This is a genomic window from Quisquiliibacterium transsilvanicum, assembly GCF_014202215.1.
Classification (GTDB): Bacteria; Pseudomonadota; Gammaproteobacteria; order Burkholderiales; family Burkholderiaceae_E; genus Quisquiliibacterium; species Quisquiliibacterium transsilvanicum.
Genome location: NZ_JACHGB010000005.1, coordinates 61,279 through 80,021 on the forward strand (window position 1 = coordinate 61,279; position 18,743 = coordinate 80,021).

The following is an 18,743-nucleotide window of genomic DNA, read 5'->3' on the forward strand; positions in this document are numbered from 1 at the left end:
AACGGACCCCGTTCCACCCGCCCAGCCCCGGCGCCCCACCCCGATCGGTTAGTCTTCCACCCGCCGCCGCGCCCTGCCCCACCCCGGCACGGGCCCGGCCCCCTTTCACCAACCCCCTCTGGAGAATTCGATGAGCGAAGTCGGAACCTACGACGTGGTCGATGGCATCGGTGTCATCACCGTCGACAACCCCCCGGTCAATGCGCTGGGCGTGAAGACCCGCGTGGCCCTGGACGAAGGGTTCCGCAAGTTCGCCGACGATCCGTCGGTCAAGGCCATCGTGCTGACCTGCGGCGGGCGCACCTTCTTCGCGGGCGCGGACATCTCGGAGTTCGGCAAGCCGCCGCAGGGCCCGAACCTGCACGAGGTGATGGCGCTGGTCGAGAACCTGAAGAAGCCGGTGGTGGCCGCGATCCACGGCACGGCGCTGGGCGGCGGCTTCGAAGTGGCGCTGGTGTGCCACTACCGCATCGCGGTGCCCTCGGCCAAGGTGGGCCTGCCCGAGGTGGCGCTGGGCCTGCTGCCGGGCGCCGGCGGCACGCAGCGTCTGCCGCGCATCGTGGGCCCGGAGGCGGCGCTGGACATCATGACCGGCGGCAAGCCGGTGGGTGCCAAGAAGGCGCTCGAGGTGGGCATGATCGACGCGCTGGCCACTGAGGGCCAGCTGCGTGAGGACGGCATCGCCTTCGCGCGCAAGCTGCTGATGGAGGCCAAGCCGCTGCAGCGCGTGCGTGACCGCGAGGACAAGATCGCGGACTTCCGCGGCAAGCCGGAGTTCTTCGACGGCTACCTGGCGCGCAACGCCAGGGCCTTCCGCGGCCTGAAGGCGCCGGTCAACATCACGCGCGCCGTTCAGGCGGCCGTGGACCTGCCCTTCGACGAAGGCATGAAGCGTGAACGCGAGCTCTTCCTGGAGCTGGTGTCGGGTCCGCAGAGCGCGGCGCTGCGCTACTACTTCTTCGCTGAGCGCCAGGCCGCCAAGATTCCGGACGTGCCGGCGGACACGCCGAAGCTGCCCATCAGGAAGGTGGGCGTGATCGGCGCCGGCACGATGGGCGGCGGCATCACGATGAACTTCCTGAACGTGGGCATCCCGGTCACGCTGGTCGAGACCACCCAGGAGGCGCTGGACCGCGGCCTGAAGGTGATCCGCCGCAACTACGAGGGCTCGGCCGCCAAGGGCCGGATGACGCAGCAGCAGGTGGAAGAGCGCATGGCGCTGATCACCCCGGCGCTGTCGATGGACGCGCTGGCCAACGTGGACCTGGTCATCGAGGCGGTGTTCGAGGAAATGGGCCTGAAGAAGGAGATCTTCGGCAAGCTCGACAAGATCGTCCGCCAGGGCGCCATCCTCGCGTCCAACACCTCCTTCCTCGACATCGACGAGATCGCGTCGGCCACCTCGCGCCCCGAGTGGGTGGTGGGCCTGCACTTCTTCTCGCCGGCCAACGTGATGCGCCTGCTCGAGGTGGTGCGCGGCGCCAAGACCTCGAAGGAAGTGATCGCCACGTCGATGGACCTGGGCAAGACCATCGGCAAGGTGTCGGTGCTGGCGGGCGTGTGCTTCGGCTTCATCGCCAACCGCGTGATGTCCAAGCGCTCGCTGGCGGCCAACGAGCTGGTGCTGCGCGGCCCGACGCCGCAGCAGATCGACAAGGCGCTGTTCGACTACGGATTCGCGATGGGTCCGTTCGCGATGACCGACCTGGTGGGCCTGGACGTGATCGGCCGCGGCTCGGGCGAGCGCACGCTCAACGGCGACCTGGTGGCGCTGGACCGCCTGGGCCAGAAGAAGAACGGCGGCTACTACGACTACGACGAGAAGCGCAAAGCCTCGCCGAGCCCGGTGGCCGCCAAGGTCATCGAGGACTTCGCGGCCTACAAGGGCATCGAGCGCGGCCTGACGCTGAGCGACGAGGAGATCGTCGGCCGCCTGCTGTTCCCGGTGGTCAACGAAGGCGTGAAGCTGCTCGAGGAAGGCATCGCCCTGCGCGCCAGCGACATCGACGTGGCCCTGATCCTGGGCTACAACTGGCCGGCCTTCACCGGCGGCCCGATGCACTGGGCCGACAGCGTGGGCCTGCAGAAGGTGGTCGACAGCCTGCGCTCGATGGGCATCGAGCCGGCGAAGACGCTGGTGGAGCGTGCGCAGCAGGGGGGTGCGCTGGCGAAGTAAGGAGCCGGGTCGCGGGTGGGCGTGCCGGCGGCGCGCTCATCCCGTCGGCGAGCGCTTCGACAATCCGGGGACCGGTCGGCAGTTGCGGGTGCGCAAACCGCAGTTACGGTTCTCCGCCGGGGCGCCGCCGTACAGATCGCGCAAGAAGCACCGCCGCTGCTCCCATTGCTGCTCCCATTGCGGCGCCGGTAAGCGCCGGCACCAGCACCGCTGACGGGCGCTGTCTCCAAGACGGGGGCTTGGTTTCAAGCCTGGCCTGGAAGGGTTGTGTCACAGCGTCGACAAGATCAGGCGCGCCGGCCGCGTTTCGATCTGGAATCGGCGGTGCAATGCGTGCTTCTTCGAAGGTGGGCTCGGCATGGGCCCGTCGCGAGCCAAAGCGCTGAGCGTAGACCCAGGTGAACTCGGCGCCGACCAGAAAAATCTGCGCCGAGTAGTAGACCCACACGAAGATCACGGCAACCGATCCCGCAGCGCCGAAGCCGCTGGCGATGCCGGTCGTGCCGATATACAGGCTGATGAGGTAGCGCCCCACCGTGAAGAGCAGCGCCGTCACGGCGGCGCCGACCCACACGTCACCCCAGCTCACTTTGACGCGCGGCATCAGTTTGTAGATCAGGGCAAAGACCGCCATCGTCATCAGGAAACCGACAACGGTGTTGATGATCTGTGCCAGCACATCCCAGCCCTCGAACCAACCGCCCCACCATTTGCCGAGCGCTGCAATTCCCGCCCCGACAACAAGGGACACCACCAGCAGGAACGCGATTCCCAGGATCATGCCGAACGACAGCAGCCGGGTGCGCACCAGCGTGATCCACCCACTTGCTGACGCGCGGGCCGGGGCCCGCCAGATGCGGTCGAGTGCGTCTTGTAACTCGCCGAAGACGCTGGTGGCGCCGATCAGCATTACGACGGCACCGATGACGGTGCCCAAGACGCCAGCGCTGGGCTTGCTGACGCTGCTGAGGAGATCTTGAATTCCCTTGGCGGCCTCGGCGCCCATCAAGCCGTCGATCTGGGCAAAGATCTCCCCCCTGACGGCGTCAGCGCCGAAGATCAGGCCGGCCACCGAGATCACGATCACCAGAAGCGGCGCGAGCGAAAACACGGTGTAATACGACAGCGCAGCGCCCATGCTGGGCGCATAGTCGTCGATCCAGGCCGCCAGCGCAGCCTTGACCATGCTCCACCATTGCCTCGCCGACCATCGCGATGCCTGCTGCGGCGAAGTCTTGGCTCCCGCGCCTGCGACGCGGGCAGTGTTGTCGGCTGACGTTGCGGCGGGCGCCTCGGCTCGGCCGGTCGTGGGTGCGTGGGTCACAGGCAACCCCTCCTGCTCAAGGTGCTGAGTTCTTCAGGTCGAGCCTGCGCTCGCAGTCCGCGATCGTCTGTGCGGCGGCGCACCCCCGCCATTGAATCGAGCAGCCGGGCGACGTCCTCGCGAATGCCTGCCGGCTGCGGTCCGGGCCCCCTTGACCATGTCTCGATTCGATGCGCTGTTGTAGGCCGCGGCTGACACGCCTGCGAGGCCGGCGCTGATTGCGCCCGTCGCGCCACGGCCGCAAGCTGGGCTTCAGCCATCACCCTCCGAGGCGCTGCGATGAACCAGCAACAGCAGCCCGACCGCGTCGCGACGCAGCAAGAGCAGCAAGCCGGCCGCGCGCCCCGCACAATCGTGACGCCCAAGCGCCTGGCACTGCGCGTGGCTGGCGCCCTGCTGGCCCTGCTGGCGCTGGGCGTCGCAGTCGGTGAACTCAGCGGCTGGCCGTTCCTGCGTCAACCGCTCGCCGACGCACTGACCCGAACTGCCGGCGTTCCGGTGCGGCTCGACGGGCACTTCCGCACCCGGCTGCTATGGCGGCCGCGGTTGTCGGTGGAGCACCTTAACGTCGGCGCCGGCGGCGGCGTCGAAGTTCCGCACCTTGTCGACGCCCGGAATATCGAACTTGCCTGGGGCTGGGACGACGTTTTGCGCTGGCACCGGCACGGCGAGCCGTTGCGGGTGCAGCGACTGCGCGCTAAGGCCCTCGACGCACACCTGGTGCGCACCGACCGCGAACATGCCAGCTGGCAGATCGGGCGACAGTCGCTCCCGCAGCCTCCTCGACCCGAGCGCACCCTGACCGAGACGCTGCCGCGCTTCGGCGCCTTCGTCGTTGACCACGGGTTCGTGACCGTCGACGACCCGTTGACGGAAACGAAGTTGCGCATCGACATCGCCGGCCGCGAAGGCGATGCCTTGCCCGACTCGACGCTGCCCGACTCGACGCTGCCCGACGAGCAGGCGGGCTATCGCGCCGCGGTCAATGGCCGCTGGCGCGCACTGCCGCTGCAGATGAAGGTCAGTGCCGGCGGCGCGCTGCCTTTGCTGGACGAGAACCCCGAAGCACCGCTGGTGCCGGTGCGCATCGAAGGCCGGGCCGGCGCGGCGACGCTGCTGTTCGAGGGCCGGGCTGGCGCCCTGCTGGGTGCTCGCAGACTCGAGGGCAAGGTACAGCTGCGCGGCCCGTCGCTGGCTCCGGTCGGCAAACCCTTGGGCGTAACGCTGCCGCAGACGCCGCCCTTTGCGTTGCATGGCGCGCTGACGCATGCCGGCGGTTTGTGGCACCTCCGGGCCGATCGCGCGACGATCGGTGGCAGCCGCCTGGCGGGTGAGTTCGACTTCGACACGCGTCCGAAGACGCCGCTTCTGAAGGGCAGCCTGGTCGGCACGCGGCTGGCGTTGGCCGACCTCGGCCCGGCGATCGGCACCACTGGAACCGGCGACCCGAAAGCTGCGGCGAAGAAGCCTAAGCCCGGGCGCGTGCTGCCCGACCGGCGCTTCGACCTGCCCTCGCTGCGTGCGATGGAAGCCGACGTGCAGGTGGCGATCGAAGAGCTGGCGTTCGACAGCGACAAGTTGTCCGAGTTGCGCCAGCTGCGCACGCAGGTCGTGCTCGCCGACGGCGTTCTGACGCTGAACAAACTGCAGGCCTCGGTGGCCGGCGGCACATTCGCGGGCTCGACGCGGCTGGACAGCAACGCGACGCCGGCCCAGTGGCAGGCAGACCTGCGCTTCGCCACGGTGGACATCGCGGGCTGGATCAACGGGCTGAAGACACCGGCCGGTACAGCCACACAACCGGAAACACAGAGCCGCAAGGCGCTGAAAAGGCGACGTGACGAGGCGCGTGCCGGCGGCGCTCAGCCGGCGAAGGCCTACCTGACAGGCACTGTCGACGGCCACTTGAAGGCCAGCGGCCGCGGGCGCTCTACGGCCGAGATCCTGGGCACACTGGACGGCCGGGCGCACGTGTTCCTGCGCGACGGCACCATGTCACATCTGGCCACCGAGGGCGCAGGACTCGACATTGCCCAGGCGCTGGGCGTGATGGTGCGCGGCGACCGCCCGTTGGCGCTGAACTGCGCGCGGCTGGACCTGGACATCGTCGGCGGTATCGTGCGGCCGCGCGTGGCGGTGCTTGACAACAAGGACACGACGATCCGTATCCACGGTGTGCTGAACTTGCGCACAGAGGCACTGGATCTGCGGGCAGTGGCCAAGCCCAAGGACGTGTCCTTGTTCACGCTGCGCAGCCCGGTAACGATCAAGGGCACGCTGGGCAGCCCGAACTTCGGCGTCGAGCCCCGGCGCCTCGCGGGCCGGGCCGTGGCTGCAGCGGTGCTGGGCGCAGCGGTGGCCCCGGTCGCGGCGGTGCTGCCGTTCATCGATCTCGGCGACAAGCAAGCGTCGCCTTGTGAATCCGGCGCTGCGCAGGCTGCAGCGCCGTCGGCCGCACCGCCTGGAACAGCACCCGACAAGTAGACGCGCAGGCCACCGCCGCGCGGCCCCGACCCTCACCCAACCAGCTGCGCATCCGGCCCGATCGTGCGGCCGAACTCCTGACGCTGATCGAGCAGACTGCCGACTGGGTGGCCGTTGCGGCCTTCGCTGGCCTGCCGCCGCTGCCCGATCCGGATGACTGGGCCTTCTTCGCGATGGGCATCGAGCCGGCCAAGACGCTGGTGGAGCGGGCACAGCAGGGTGGTGCGCTGGCGAAGCAAGCGGATCCGTGTGGCGGATGAGCGTGTCGGCGGGCGCCGCCGACCGCTTTTCCGTCACCTCACCGGCGGTGCCGGCCAGCGGCTGACGGTGCCAGCAACTCCACGGGTGGCGATAGCGCGAGGCCCTTCGCCCGCCTGGCCAGTCGCCGGTCGAAAGTCGCGAACCCGGAAGCACGTGAACTGCGCGCCAGATGCAGCGCGTCAGCGAAGTCGAGACCCTTGCCAAAGGCATCGACCGCCACCAGAACCGCGTCGCGATCTTCGAGCGTGATGTGTTCGATGCTCGCCAGCGCACGCAACACGCGGGAAATGTCCTTCGCTGGCAGTTCATAGAACCCGCGCATGACCCATTCCAGTTCAAGCAGCACGGTCACCGAGACGAACGATCGTTCGGCAAGCGCGGCGACGGCCGCGGGCCGCTGCCTGGCTGCCTGTGGATCGTCGGCATCATCGATGAAGAACCGTGCCAGGACGTTGGTGTCCAGTGCCCTCATGGCTTGCTGCGCCACGCTCGGGTCAGTATCGACGCCGGGTCGAAATCCTCCAGGCGGCGCGGTACACCGCGCGCTGGCGCCTTGACCAGGCCCGCCATTCCGGTCACGTCGGCCGTCGCGACCGGCCGTACGACGCGCAGCTTCAGGCCGTCCGGTTCCTCGAGCACTTCGATCCTGGCGCCTGCCCCCATGCCGAGCCGGCGCCGCAAGGCGGCGGGCAACACGATCTGGCCTTTGGAAGATACGAGAAGCGTCGACATGCGAGATTCCGTGCCGATTGAGTGGATCCCATCGTAGCTTGGCTTACTTGGTAAGTCAAAAACTGGCAGTACTGTTCCAAGGTCGACCAATTGCGTTGCGCCCATCGACACCCGCACGTTCAGCAATCAAGATTCCTGACCGTCGCCGCATCCGCCTCGCCGCCGTAGAACGCGGCGAGCGCTGCGCCGAACAGCGGCTCGTCCGGCGCCGCCAACCCGAACAGCGTCATGCACGAGCGGAACTTGAGGTCGTCCGGCGTGCCGAAGATGGCCCGCGCGGAACTGCCGCGGTGGACGAGCACCGTGCGCGTGCAGGCGCGCAGCCGCTGGCCCAGCACCGGGTGCGCGAGGTAGGCGCGGGCCTCGTCGAGGTCCGCCAGCCCGTAGAACTTCGCAGTGCCGCTGCGCCCGAGCGCCGCGAGCTGAGGGAACACGAACCACATCCAGTGCGTGCGCTTCTCGCCGGCGGCGAGTTCGGCCATCACGGTGGAGATCACGGGGGCCTGGGCGTCTACGAAACGCTGCAGGTTCATGTCGTCTCCTCGAACGGGATCGGGCCGGAACCAAAGACCAACTTGCGGGCGTCAGGATGCATAGACGGGAACTCGCTCCGCCTCCACGCGCCGGCGAAGCCACGGGTTGCGCAGGCTGCGCTCCGACGAGAAGTCCGCGCGCACGACCGACCCGAACGCGTCGAGCCGCCTCACCCGCGTCTGCGCGCAGAGCCGGGCGATCTCGTCCCGGTGGGCTTCGATAAGGGAGGCGGAAATCGAGGACATCAGGAGATTATGCGGGCGCATGGACCGTCCAGGAGCGGACTTGTCCGATCCTCCTCTCCGGAGGAACTCATCACCATCGGCGCCATCTGATCGGCGTTCTCGAAGCCCACATTTGTGCTAATGTGAGTTTCAGCAGGAGAGCCCCCTATGAGCAGACTCACCATCGACATCAGCGACCAGCAGCACCAGGCACTCAAGGCCATGGCCGCGCTGCAGGGCAAGACGATCCGCCAGTACGCCATCGAACGCCTGTTTCCAGCCACCCCCGACGAAGAACAGGCCCTGCAGGAATTGAAGGCCCTGCTGCTTGCACGCTTGGCGGAGGCTGAGCGGGGCGAGGTGGTCGCCATGAGCGCTGCGGAAATTGCAGAGAGCGAGTTCCGCAGCAGCGGCGACGCGTGACACGCGCCTACGTCTTCGCGAAGGCCGCGGCCGCCGACATTCGCGCGATCGCCCGGTATACGAAAGAGCAGTGGGGCGAGGAGCAGGCCCGCAGCTACCTGGCATCAATCGACGAGGCCGCGGCGGCCTTAGCCGCAGGGCGGTGTGGCCCGCCTGCCGAGCTGAACAAGAACGCGGCGATCGGCGCTTCAGTCAGGCAGGCGCAGCAACCCGCCCCCGCGCCAACCCCCGCCCCACCATCAGCGCCCCCGCCGCCCCCACCGCAATCCCGCCTGCCACCACCAGCCCCGGCCCGTACCCGCCAAAGCCGTCGCGCAGCCAGCCCAGCAGCGCCGGGCCGAAGGCCGAGGTCAGCTGGATCGCGGTGGCTGCCGCGCCGTAGGTCGTGCCGAAGGCCGCCGCGCCGAACTCGCGGCGCACCACGATGGGCGCCAGCGTGGTGACCTGCCCCATGCAGAATCCGTAGACCAGGCTGGCGCCGACCAGCACCGCGGTGCCCGGCAGCGCGGCGATGGCGAACAGGGACAGGGCCTGGGCCAGCAGCAGCCCGGCGGCGAGCCGGCGCACGTCCACGCGGTCGACGATGCGGGCCAGCAGCATTCGGCCGGCGAACGCGGCGGCGCCGGTGGCGCTGACCAGCAGGCCGGCGCCCGCCAGGCCCAGGGACTCGGCGCCCAGCGCCACGTGATGGGTGACGAAGCCGATCTGCACGTTGAGCCCCAGCGCAAACCCGGCGGCGGCGGTCCACAGCAACCAGCCGGGGCGCGCCACGCTGGCGGCCAGCGGCGCCGCGGCCGGCCCCGCAGCCGCGCCGGGCGCCGGTGCGGCGTCGCCATCGCGCGCGAGCCCCAGCGCCGCCGGTCCGCGATGCCGCAGCACGCCCCAGATCAGTGGCAGCAGCACGAGCACGGCCGCCAGGCCGACCAGCGCCAGCCCCTGCGCCAGGCCCAACGCCGCCAGCGTGAACAGCAGCAGCGGAACCCCGGCGATGCCGGACACGCTGGCGCCCATGGTGGCCAGCGCCATCGACCGGCCCTGGTGGCGCTCGAACCAGGGTGCGATCGTGGCCGCGAGCCCGGTCATCGACAGCGTGGCCCAGCCGATGCCCACCAGCACGAAGCACGGGTACAGCTGCCAGGGCGCGGACACTTGCCCGATCAGCGCGGCGCCGGCGCCCATCGACACCGCGCCCGCAGTCATCACCGGCCGCGGCCCGAAGCGGTCGAAGGCGCGCCCCACCGAACGCTGCAGCACCGCGCTGACCAGGAAGAACAGCGTGATCGCCGACGAGACCCCGGCGATCGGCCAGCCGTGCGCCGCGGTGACCGACTGCAGGTAGACGCTTGCGCCATACAGGCCGAGCGACCAGGAGATCACCGCGATGCAGAAGCACGCGGCGACCACCTTCCAGCCGTGGAACACCCGGCCCATGGCGCGTTCAGCCGACGCCGCGGCCCTTGCCCTCCCAGTACGGCACCCGCAGCTCGCGCTTGAGCACCTTGCCCACCGGGCTGCGCGGCAGGTTCTCGACGAAGTCCACCGACTTGGGCGCCTTCATCGAGCCGATCAGAGACTTCGCGTACTCGATCAGTTCCTCGGCCCCCGCCTTCATTCCCGGCTTGAGCTGCACGCAGGCCTTCACCGCCTCGCCCCATTTCTCGTCGGGCACGCCGATCACCGCGCAGTCCTGCACCGCGGGGTGCTTCATCAGCGCGCTCTCCACCTCGAAGGGGAAGATGTTGAAGCCGCCGGAGATGATCAGGTCGCGCTTGCGGTCGGTGATGTAGAAGTAGCCGTCCTCGTCGCGCTTGCCGATGTCGCCGGTGTGATGCCAGCCGTACTTCTGGATCTCCGCGGTGGCGGTCTCGTCGTCCAGGTAGCACTCCATCAGCGTGGGGCCGCGCAGCACCACCTCGCCGGTCTCGCCCGGGCCCAGGATACGGCCCTCCTCGTCCATCACCTCCATCGCCTCCACGGTCACCGTGGGCCGGCCGCAGGACAGCAGCAGGTGGCGCTTCGCGGGGTCGCTCACCGCCTGCGCCATCTCGTGCGGCGACATGAAGGTGGTGGGGAAGCCGGACTCGGTCTGGCCATAGGCCTGGCAGACCACCGGCCCGAGGCGATTGACCGCCTCGACGATCTTCTCGGGCGCGAAGGGCGAGGCCGCGGCGATCAGGTAGCGCAGCGAGGAGAAGTCCGCGCTGGCCGCCTTCGGGTGCGCCAGCAGCATGTAGATCAGCGTCGGCGGCAGGAACAGCACGCTGACGCGGCGCTGCTCGATCAGGTCGATCATGTGGCCCACGTCCGGCGCGCCCATCATGATCGTGGTGCCGCTGAACTGCCCCATGCCCAGCGCGATAAAGCCGCCGGCATGGGTGATCGGCGCCACCGCCAGGTTCACCGGCGGCTCGTCGAAGTGCAGGCAGGTGGACCAGGCCATCACGCTGGTCAGCATGAAGCGGTTGGAGCCCACGGTGAGCTTGGAGCGGCCGGTGGTGCCGCCGGTTGCGCCCTGGAAGCCCTGCGTGTCTTCGGGGATGCGGAAGTCCAGCGGCGCGTCGTCGACGCCTTCCAGCCAGGCCTCGAGCGTGGGCGCGGACGGATCGGTGCCGCCGATGCACACCGCTTCGCGCAGCGTGGGCACCGCCTTGCGGATCTCGGCCAGCATCGGCGCGGCCGACTGGTCGAAGAACAGCAGGTTGCACTTGCCGGCGGCCAGGATGTGCAGGATGTCCGGCAGCGCGGCCTTCATGTTCAGGTTGCACCAGGCCACGCCCGCGCGCATGCCGCCCAGCATCGACAGGAAGGCGCGGCTGGAGTTGGGGCTCAGCACCGCGAAGCGGTCGCCCGGGCCGAAGCCGCCGTCGCGCAGGCGGCGCGCGATGCGGTTGGCCATTCCGTAGGCCTGGCGGTAGGTGAAGTCGCCGCCGTCGCCACTCAGCGCCAGCCGCTCGGGGTGGTTGCGGTAGCCGCGGAAGAACAGGTTGGTGGTGTGCATGGCGAGGGGCCTCGTGAATGCCGGGGATTGTGCGGCCGGGCGCGGCACGCGTCTAGAATCCGGCCACTATGCCGCATGACGATCTCTTCGGCCCGGGGGCTGCTGCCGGGCCGCTTGCTACGGACCCCTGGTCGCCGCTGCTGCGCGCCCTCGCACTGGCCTGGACCCCCAGGCACCGCACATGGCTGGTCGGCGTGCTGCGCGCCGCCGGGGCGCGGATGCCCAGCGGGCGCCAGTTCACCGGTGTCGACACCGACGAGGGGCTGGCAGCGCTGGCCGAGCGCGGTCTCGTCGTCCGCGACGCCGCAGGCTGGCGCTGCGCCGACGAACACCGGGTCCGCCTCGCGCGCGAAGCGCTGCTACTTCCGGACCATCCGGAGTGGCGCAGAGCGGTGCTGGACGTGGACGGAGTGCGGCTCGGCACGCATGGGGGATGGTTGAGCTCGTCGGCGCCGCTGGTGACCGCGGCGCGGATGCTGTTCTACGGCGGCGAGCCGATGGACGCCTGGCAGGCGCTCGAGCGCTTCGCCGGTGCCCGCTTCGATTGGGACGAAATCACCCGGGCGCTGATGCTCGAAGGCTTCGATCCGGAGCTGATCGCGCGGGCGAACCCGGTGCTCTCCGCCCGGATGATGAGCGCGACGCTGTCCTACGGGCTGGTGGTCCTTGACCCCGGCGCGACCCCGGTGTTCCTGGCGGCGCGCGACGCAATGGAGGCGCGCGGTATCGGGCCGGATGCGCTGGTGCTGCGGGCCATGGTCGCCGAGACGCAGATCCTGCGCGGCGAGCCGGACGCGGCGCTCGCGACGATCGCCACCATGGCGGGCGAGCAGCTGGGCGTGGTGCGTGCCTCGGCCGATGCGGTCCGCGGGCGCTGGGACGAGGCAATCGCGGGCTTCGAGGCGACGCTCGCCGCACTGCGCAAGTCGACGGGGCAGCGCAAGGGTGTGCTGCCCGGCAATATTGCCTGGCTCTATCCGATGTGCCTGTTCGCAAGCCGCGATACGGGCCGGATCGTCGCGGCGCGCAAGTTCTGCGCAGCCGAGTCCGGCACGCGCGCGCCGCAATTGCACGCGCCCTGGGGCCCCTGGGTCCATGCGGCCGACATCCGGCTGGGCGACCGCCCGGCGCGTGCGGACTTCCTTCGGCCGCCGGATGGCGGTCGCACCGTGCTGTCGCTCGAATCGGTGGAGCGCCGGATGCTGCAGGCCTGGGCCTTCGCCGGCGGCGGCGCGCACGCCGATCCCGGCAGCAGCGAGGCGCTGCGCAAGCGGCTGGCTGCCTGCGGGTTCCACTGGCTGCTTGCGCAGGTCGAGGCCGCCGACCGTGTGCTCGCCGGCGAGGCGCCGGCGACGCCGTTCTTCGCGACCAGCGGCGGCGAACGCTGGCGCGAGGCACTGTCCGCCATCGCGGCACTCGGCAACGCGGCGCCACAGGCCCAGACGACCGCAGCCGAGACCCAGCTGCTCTGGCTGATGGACGTCGATGGCCACGGGCGGCTGCGCGGGATCGTGCCGGCCGAGCGCAAGCGCGGCGCGCGCGGCTGGGGCAAGCCCAGGCCGGTCGCGCTGTCCCGGCTTGCCAAGTCCGGGACGCTGGACCCCTGGGATTCGCGGATCGCGCGGGCCATCCGCGAGCTGCGCAGCTTCGGGGGAAAGAGTCTCGTCCTGGATCCCGAGGAAGCCGCGGCGGGACTGGCCGGTCATCCGCGGGTGGCCTTCGAGGATGCGCCGGACCAGCTGCTCGGCATCACCGACGAGGCGCCCGAAGTGCAGCTGGTCCAGGAAGACGGCGCGTGGCGTCTGGAATTCGTCCCCGACATCGGGGCGGCGATGCGCCGGAGCGACGGGGGCCAGTGGCTGCCGATCCTGGTCGAGCGGACCGGAGAAGCGTCGGCGCGGCTGATCCGGATGACGCCGGCGCACCGCCGCGTGGTGGAGCTGGCGGAATCGGGGCTGCGGGTGCCCGCCGAGGCGCTGCCTGAACTGCAGGCGGTGCTGCCGGTACTTTCAGCGCACTTCAGGATGAAGGCGGGATCGGCGCAGGCCGCGCTGCGCAGCGACGCCGAGGCGAAGCTGCGCGCGGAACTGTCGCCGCTCACGGCCGGGCTGCGGCTGCGACTGGTCGCCGCGCCGCTGGGGCCGGCCGGGCCGCGGCTCGCGCCGGGCGCGGGGCGCGAGGACGTGTTCGCACCGGTCGACGGCCGGCTGCGCGCCTGCGAGCGCAGGCTCGCCGACGAGCGCTCGGCGCTCGCAGCGGTGCTGGAGACCTTCGCGTTCCTGGAGCCGCCGGCCGACGCGGACGAGGCGCCCGAGTGGGACGTGATCGAACCGCGCGAGGCGCTGGCGCTGGTCGAGCGGCTCGGCGCGCTCGAGGCGATCGCCGGGGTCGACTGGCCGAAGGGACGTTCGATCCAGGTGCTGCAGGCCGTCAGCGAGCAGCTGCGGGTCAAGGTCGACGAGGAGCGGGGCTGGTTCGCGCTGTCGGGCGGCCTGCGGATCGACGAGAACGAGGTCGTGGCGCTGTCGAAGCTGATCGAGCTGGTCGGCCAGCACCGCAGCCGCTACGTGCCGCTCGACGGCGGGCGCTGGCTGGCGCTGTCGGACCGGCTGCGCCAGCAGGTCGAGGACCTCTCGGCGGTCGCCGACCGCACGCGCGGCGGCACCCTGCGTGCGCCCGCGCCCACTGCCGGCTGGCTCGAGGGCGCGCTGGCCGGCGCGTCGGTCGATGGCGACGGCGCGCTCGGCCGGAAGCTCGCCGCGCTGCAGGCCTCGATGACGATCGACCCGGCGCTCCCCCCGACGCTGCAGGCGGAGCTCCGCCCCTACCAGCGCGAGGGCTTCACCTGGCTGATGCAGCGCGCGGCGGCGGGCTTCGGCGCCTGCCTGGCGGACGACATGGGCCTGGGCAAGACGCTGCAATCGCTCGCGGTGCTGCTGGCCCGCGCGGCCCTCGGCCCGGCACTGGTGGTGGCTCCGACCTCGGTGTGCTCGAACTGGCTCGACGAGACCCGGCGCTTCGCGCCGTCGCTGCGGGTGCACGCATGGTCGCAGGCATTGGACCTCTCGACGGTCCGCGCGATGGACCTCGTCGTCGTCTCGTACACGCTGCTGCAGCAGAACATCGAGCGCTTTGCGGGCTGCGGCTGGGCGACGCTGGTCGCCGACGAGGCGCAGTCGATCAAGAACGCCGCTGCCAAGCGCACCCAGGCAGTGATGTCCGTGCCCGCGGGGTTTCGCATCGCACTGTCCGGCACGCCGATCGAGAACCGGCTCGGCGAACTCTGGTCGATCATGGGCTTCGCGAACCCCGGGCTGCTGGGCAGCGCGGACCGCTTCACGCAGCGCTTCGTCCGGCCGATCGAGCGCGACCGCGACCTGCGCGCGCAGCGCACCCTGCGCCGTATGATCGCGCCGTTCGTGCTGCGGCGGACCAAGACCCAGGTGCTCGATGACCTGCCGCCGCGCACCGAGATGACGCTGGCGGTGACGCCTGGCACGCGGGAGGCGGCACATTACGAGTCGCTGCGCCGCGAGGCGCTGGCCGCGGCGATGCAGGCCGTGGCAGGGGCGGCTCCGGCACAGCGGCAGTTCCACGTACTGGCGCAGCTGACGCGGCTGCGGCGCGCGGCCTGCGACCCCCGGCTGGTGCATCCGGAGCTGGGACTCGTCGGCGCGAAGGTCGATGCCTTCGCTGAACTGGCCGCGGAGATCGTCGCCAATGGGCACAAGGCGCTGGTCTTCAGCCAGTTCGTCGACTTCCTCGGGCTCTTGCGCGCAGCGGCCGACGCACAGGGGCTGCGCCACCAGTACCTGGACGGCGCCACGCCGGCCGCCGAACGCGCGCGCCGGATCGCCGCGTTCCAGGCCGGCGACGGCGACCTGTTCCTGATCAGTCTGAAGGCCGGCGGCTTCGGCCTGAACCTGACCGCCGCCGACTACGTGATCATCACCGACCCCTGGTGGAATCCGGCCGCCGAGGACCAGGCCAGTGGCCGGGCACACCGGATCGGCCAGTCGCGGCCGGTGACCGTCTACCGGCTGGTCACCGCGGGCAGCATCGAGGAACGGATCGCCCGGCTGCACCACGACAAGCGCGCGCTGGCCGACGGCATCCTCGAAGGCACGGAGGCGACCGCCGCGCCGGACACCGCGGCGCTGATCGCGCTGATTCGCGGAGACTGAGCCAGGCCTGGCGAGGGCGGTTGCGGGGGGTGGATCAGCAAGCGGATCATCGACGGGAGTCCATGAAGTCGTCCGCCGGCATCGGACCATCGATGAAGAAACTGTCCCATCCGTGCCCGACCGGAGCGATCACGCGCTCGACCCGTGACATCGATGGAATGTGGCACGAGCATCTCCTCGTGGAAGGCCCGATGCCAGGGACACGCTGCCAGCGAATGCGGCCATCGATGTGAGCTCTGTCCGCTTCATCGACTCGTGCGGCTGCGCGCGAATTCCACGAACCAGTCCAGCGACCCCGGGTTGCCCATCGAGTCGCGGTTGGCCGCCTTCTCCACCGGCTGCCCCAGCAGGATCTTCTTCACCGGCACCTCCATCTTCTTGCCCGAGATGGTGCGCGGCACTTCCGGGATGACGAAGACGTCGTCGGGCACGTGGCGCGCCGAGCAGCGGGTGCGGATCGCGTCCAGCATCGCCTTCTTCAGCGCTTCGGGCAGCCCGTTGGAGGGGTGGCGCAGCACCACGAACAGCGCCATGAACGAGGGCCGGCCCAGGTACTCGAGGTCGATCACCAGCGAGTCGAGCACTTCGGGGAAGTCTTCCACCACCCGGTACAGCTCGCTGGTGCCCATGCGGATGCCGTGCCGGTTGATGGTGGAGTCGGAGCGGCCGTAGATGATTCCGGTGACCGACTCCGGCCGGCGGCGCAGCTCGAGCCAGTCGCCGTGGCGCCAGACATTGGGCGGGCCGGGGAAGGTGTCGAAGTAGCTCTCGAAGTAGCGGCGGCCGTCGGGGTCGTTCCAGAAGTACAGCGGCATCGACGGAATCGCCTTCGCGCAGACCAGCTCGCCCACCTTGCCGTACACCGGCTGGCCCGCGTCGTCGTACGCGTACACCGCGACGCCCAGGCTGCGGCACTGCATCTCGCCGGCGTACACCGGCAGCATCGGGCTGGCGTCCAGGAAGGCCGTGCCCGGATCGGTGCCGCCGGAGATCGCCGCCAGCAGGATGTCCGGATGCACGTTCTCGTAGACCCAGCGGTAGCCCTCCTCGGTGAGCGGCGAGCCGGTGCAGCCCAGCGTGCGCAGCGCGGAGAGGTCGAAGCGCTCGCGCGGCTTCGTGTCGGCCTTCATGTTCAGCGAGATGAAGGCCGGGCTGGTGCCGAAGAAGGTGGCGCGCTCGTCGGCGGCGAAGCGCCACAGCGGGTCCAGGTCCGGCCAGCCGGGATTGCCGTCGAACTGCAGGATGGTGCTGCCGGTCATCAGGCAGGACACCAGGAAGTTCCACATGATCCAGTTGGTGGACGTGAACCAGAAGGTGCGGTCCTCGGGGCCGAGATCCAGCGACAGCAGCCGGCTCTTGAGCGTCTCGACCACGGTGCCGCCGTGGCCGTGAACGATCGGCTTGGGCATGCCGGTGGTGCCCGACGAGTAGACGATCCACAGCGGGTGGTCGAAGGGCACGGCGTCGAATTCGGGGGCTGCGGCGTGCGCGATGGCGTCCTGGTAGGTCGTCACCGGCACGCGGCGCGCGGCCGTGCCCGGAGCCGCTGCGCCACCGCCCGCCGCGACTGCGCATCCGTCCTGCGCTGGCGACGCGGCCGCCGCGCATTCGATCGCCTGCATCCGCAGCGTCGGATCGAGCCGCGGCACCAGAATCACCTGCTCGACGCTCGGCAGGTTCTCGACCAGCTCGCGCACGCTGTCGCGCCGGTCGTAGGCCTTGCCGCCGTAGCGGTAGCCGTCGACCGCGATCAGCGCCTTCGGCTCGATCTGCCGGTAGCGGTCGAGCACGCTGGCCGCGCCCATGTCGGGCGAGCTGCTCGACCACACCGCGCCCACGCTGGTCACTGCCAGCAGCGCAACCACGGTCTCGGGGATGTTGGGCAGGTAGGCCGCCACGCGGTCGCCGCGGCGCACGCCCAGCCGCCGCAGCGTGGCGGCCAGCGCGCCCGCCTGCGCGGCCAGCTGCGCCCACGAGAGCTCGGCGCGCGCGCCCGCCTCGTCGCGGAACACGATCGCCGGGTGCGCGGCCGCGTCGGGCCGCTGCGCATGCGCGAGCAGGTGCTCGGCGTAGTTGAGCGTTGCGCCCTCGAACCACTGCGCGTGCGGCATCTCCGCGTTGCCGAGCACGCGCGCGTACGGCGAGTGCGACTTCACGCCGCCGAAGTCCCAGATGCTGGCCCAGAAACCCTCGGGGTCCGCCACCGACCACTCCCACAGCGACTCGTAGTCGTCGAAGCTGCGGCCGTGGGTGTCGGCCAGCCAGCGCCGGTAGCGGGTGATGCCGGCGCGCGCGAGGCGCTCGGGGCTCGGGGTCCAGAGGGGGCGGAGGACTTCGGTCATGGCGGCTTCTGGGCGTGGGGTTTGTCGACCGGCAGACCGCGCGGCGGGAGCGCTTCGCCGCCCGCGCGCTTCGACGGATTGCGCCCGCCGCGTCCGGGACATCCTGGTCGTTCAGTCGTGGTGGTGGTGCTCGTCGAGGATCAGGTAGCAGGTGCGCCCCTCCACCGCCAGCGCCACCTCGGCGCCGTGCGGCAGCGTGAGCTTCGGACTGGCATGGCCAAAGGGCAGCCCGGTGAGGATGGGCGTGCGGGTCTGCGTGCGCAGCCACTTCACCACCGCGGGCATGTCGAAGCCCGCATCCGCTTCTGAGAGCCGGTAGCCGTTGAAGTGGCCCAGCAGCACCGCCTTCTGGCGGTCGATCACCCCGGCGTGCAGCAGCTGGGTGAGCATGCGCTCGATGCGATAGGGATGCTCGTTGATGTCCTCGACGAACAGGATGCCGCCGTCCACCTTGGGGAACCAGGGCGTGCCCAGCAGGCCGCAGACGATCGCGAGGTTGCCGCCCCAGAGCGTGCCGCGCGCCTCCACTCCGGAGGGCCCGCCGCAGCGGAAGCCGACGATCTCCAGCGCGCCCGACATCGCGTCCTGGAAGGTGCCGACGGTGATCTCGTCAAGATCCTCGAAGCGCTCGGCGCCGAAGTCGGCGATCAGGCTCGGCCCCGACCAGGTGGCCGCCTTGGCCTTCGCGAGCATCGCGAGCTGGAAGGCGGTGAAGTCGGACAGCCCCACCCAGCGCTTGCGCGCGCGCGCCAGCGCCTTGAAGTCCAGCCGCGGCAGGATGCGCGTGAGCCCGTATCCGCCGCGGGTGACCATCACGATTTCGGCGTCCTGCGCGGCGGCGCGCCCGATGGCGGCGACACGATCGTCGTCGCTGCCAGCGAAACGCTGCCGGCGCCTGAGCGCCGCGCGGTCCATCTTCGGCGCAAAGCCGGCGCGGCGCAGGTTCTCGAGGGCCCGCTCCACTGGCGCATCCGGCGCCAGCGCGCCCGAAGGCGAGACAAGGTAGACGGGCGTGGGCCGGGCCGCTGTATCGTTCATGGCTGAAGTCTGCCACAGGGCCC

Annotated in this window: 14 protein-coding genes and 1 pseudogene; 5 read left to right on the forward strand and 10 right to left on the reverse strand. The window is 70.4% G+C overall.

The window, feature by feature from the left end; genetic code table 11:
• Window positions 1-130: 130 nt before the first annotated feature.
• A complete protein-coding gene (locus HNQ70_RS12760) occupies window positions 131-2,176 on the forward strand; it encodes a 3-hydroxyacyl-CoA dehydrogenase NAD-binding domain-containing protein (protein WP_183968172.1) in 2,046 nt (681 codons plus the stop codon).
• A 103-nt stretch (window positions 2,177-2,279) separates the two neighbouring features.
• Here HNQ70_RS12760 and HNQ70_RS12765 read toward each other — a convergent pair whose 3' ends face one another.
• The gene (locus tag HNQ70_RS12765; protein ID WP_343060775.1) at window positions 2,280-3,500 is read right to left on the reverse strand and encodes a YihY/virulence factor BrkB family protein; all 1,221 of its coding nucleotides are present in this window, start codon (window positions 3,498-3,500) and stop codon (window positions 2,280-2,282) included.
• Between the two features lie 279 nt (window positions 3,501-3,779).
• Here HNQ70_RS12765 and HNQ70_RS12770 point away from each other — a divergent pair, with 279 nt between their 5' ends.
• Window positions 3,780-5,984 (forward strand): AsmA family protein, encoded by a 2,205-nt coding sequence (locus HNQ70_RS12770; RefSeq protein ID WP_183968174.1) that lies wholly within the window; start codon window positions 3,780-3,782, stop codon window positions 5,982-5,984.
• 32 nt (window positions 5,985-6,016) lie between these two features.
• Here the strand turns inward: HNQ70_RS12770 and HNQ70_RS12775 are convergent, their stop codons facing one another.
• The 5 genes from HNQ70_RS12775 to HNQ70_RS12795 form a co-directional block, all read right to left on the reverse strand.
• The gene (locus tag HNQ70_RS12775; RefSeq protein WP_183968176.1) at window positions 6,017-6,223 is read right to left on the reverse strand and encodes a hypothetical protein; all 207 of its coding nucleotides are present in this window, start codon (window positions 6,221-6,223) and stop codon (window positions 6,017-6,019) included.
• 59 nt (window positions 6,224-6,282) lie between these two features.
• The gene (locus tag HNQ70_RS12780) at window positions 6,283-6,717 is read right to left on the reverse strand and encodes a type II toxin-antitoxin system VapC family toxin (RefSeq protein WP_183968178.1); all 435 of its coding nucleotides are present in this window, start codon (window positions 6,715-6,717) and stop codon (window positions 6,283-6,285) included.
• Window positions 6,714-6,977, reverse strand: coding sequence for an AbrB/MazE/SpoVT family DNA-binding domain-containing protein (locus HNQ70_RS12785; protein ID WP_183968180.1), 264 nt, complete (start codon window positions 6,975-6,977; stop codon window positions 6,714-6,716). The genes HNQ70_RS12780 and HNQ70_RS12785 overlap by 4 nt, the downstream gene beginning before the upstream one ends.
• Window positions 6,978-7,096: 119 nt before the next feature.
• Window positions 7,097-7,510, reverse strand: coding sequence for a DUF1810 domain-containing protein (locus tag HNQ70_RS12790; protein WP_183968182.1), 414 nt, complete (start codon window positions 7,508-7,510; stop codon window positions 7,097-7,099).
• Between the two features lie 51 nt (window positions 7,511-7,561).
• Window positions 7,562-7,756 carry a hypothetical protein gene (locus HNQ70_RS12795; RefSeq protein ID WP_183968184.1) on the reverse strand — a complete coding sequence of 65 codons (195 nt, stop codon included), beginning with the start codon at window positions 7,754-7,756 and terminating at the stop codon, window positions 7,562-7,564.
• A gap of 147 nt (window positions 7,757-7,903) precedes the next feature.
• Here HNQ70_RS12795 and HNQ70_RS12800 point away from each other — a divergent pair, with 147 nt between their 5' ends.
• Both HNQ70_RS12800 and HNQ70_RS20655 read left to right on the forward strand, forming a co-directional pair.
• The gene (locus tag HNQ70_RS12800; RefSeq protein ID WP_183968186.1) at window positions 7,904-8,158 is read left to right on the forward strand and encodes an antitoxin; all 255 of its coding nucleotides are present in this window, start codon (window positions 7,904-7,906) and stop codon (window positions 8,156-8,158) included.
• Window positions 8,155-8,289 (forward strand): annotated as a pseudogene (locus HNQ70_RS20655) (type II toxin-antitoxin system RelE/ParE family toxin); the annotation flags it as partial. The gene HNQ70_RS12800 and the pseudogene HNQ70_RS20655, both read left to right, overlap by 4 nt.
• A gap of 61 nt (window positions 8,290-8,350) precedes the next feature.
• On the opposite strand, the gene HNQ70_RS12805 reads toward HNQ70_RS20655, so the two are convergent.
• Window positions 8,351-9,589 carry an MFS transporter gene (locus HNQ70_RS12805; RefSeq protein ID WP_183968187.1) on the reverse strand — a complete coding sequence of 413 codons (1,239 nt, stop codon included), beginning with the start codon at window positions 9,587-9,589 and terminating at the stop codon, window positions 8,351-8,353.
• Window positions 9,590-9,596: 7 nt separating this feature from the next.
• Window positions 9,597-11,156: a class I adenylate-forming enzyme family protein gene (locus tag HNQ70_RS12810; RefSeq protein WP_183968189.1), complete on the reverse strand. Its 1,560-nt coding sequence runs from the start codon at window positions 11,154-11,156 to the stop codon at window positions 9,597-9,599.
• A 68-nt stretch (window positions 11,157-11,224) separates the two neighbouring features.
• Here HNQ70_RS12810 and HNQ70_RS12815 point away from each other — a divergent pair, with 68 nt between their 5' ends.
• A complete protein-coding gene (locus HNQ70_RS12815) occupies window positions 11,225-15,340 on the forward strand; it encodes a DEAD/DEAH box helicase (RefSeq protein WP_183968191.1) in 4,116 nt (1,371 codons plus the stop codon).
• A 245-nt stretch (window positions 15,341-15,585) separates the two neighbouring features.
• Here HNQ70_RS12815 and HNQ70_RS12820 read toward each other — a convergent pair whose 3' ends face one another.
• Both HNQ70_RS12820 and HNQ70_RS12825 read right to left on the reverse strand, forming a co-directional pair.
• Complete coding sequence (locus HNQ70_RS12820; protein WP_183968193.1) at window positions 15,586-17,682, reverse strand: acetoacetate--CoA ligase; 2,097 nt, start codon at window positions 17,680-17,682, stop codon at window positions 15,586-15,588.
• A 111-nt stretch (window positions 17,683-17,793) separates the two neighbouring features.
• Entirely contained in the window at window positions 17,794-18,720 is a 927-nt protein-coding gene (locus tag HNQ70_RS12825; protein WP_183968201.1) for an LD-carboxypeptidase, read from the reverse strand.
• Between the last annotated feature and the right edge of the window lie 23 nt (window positions 18,721-18,743).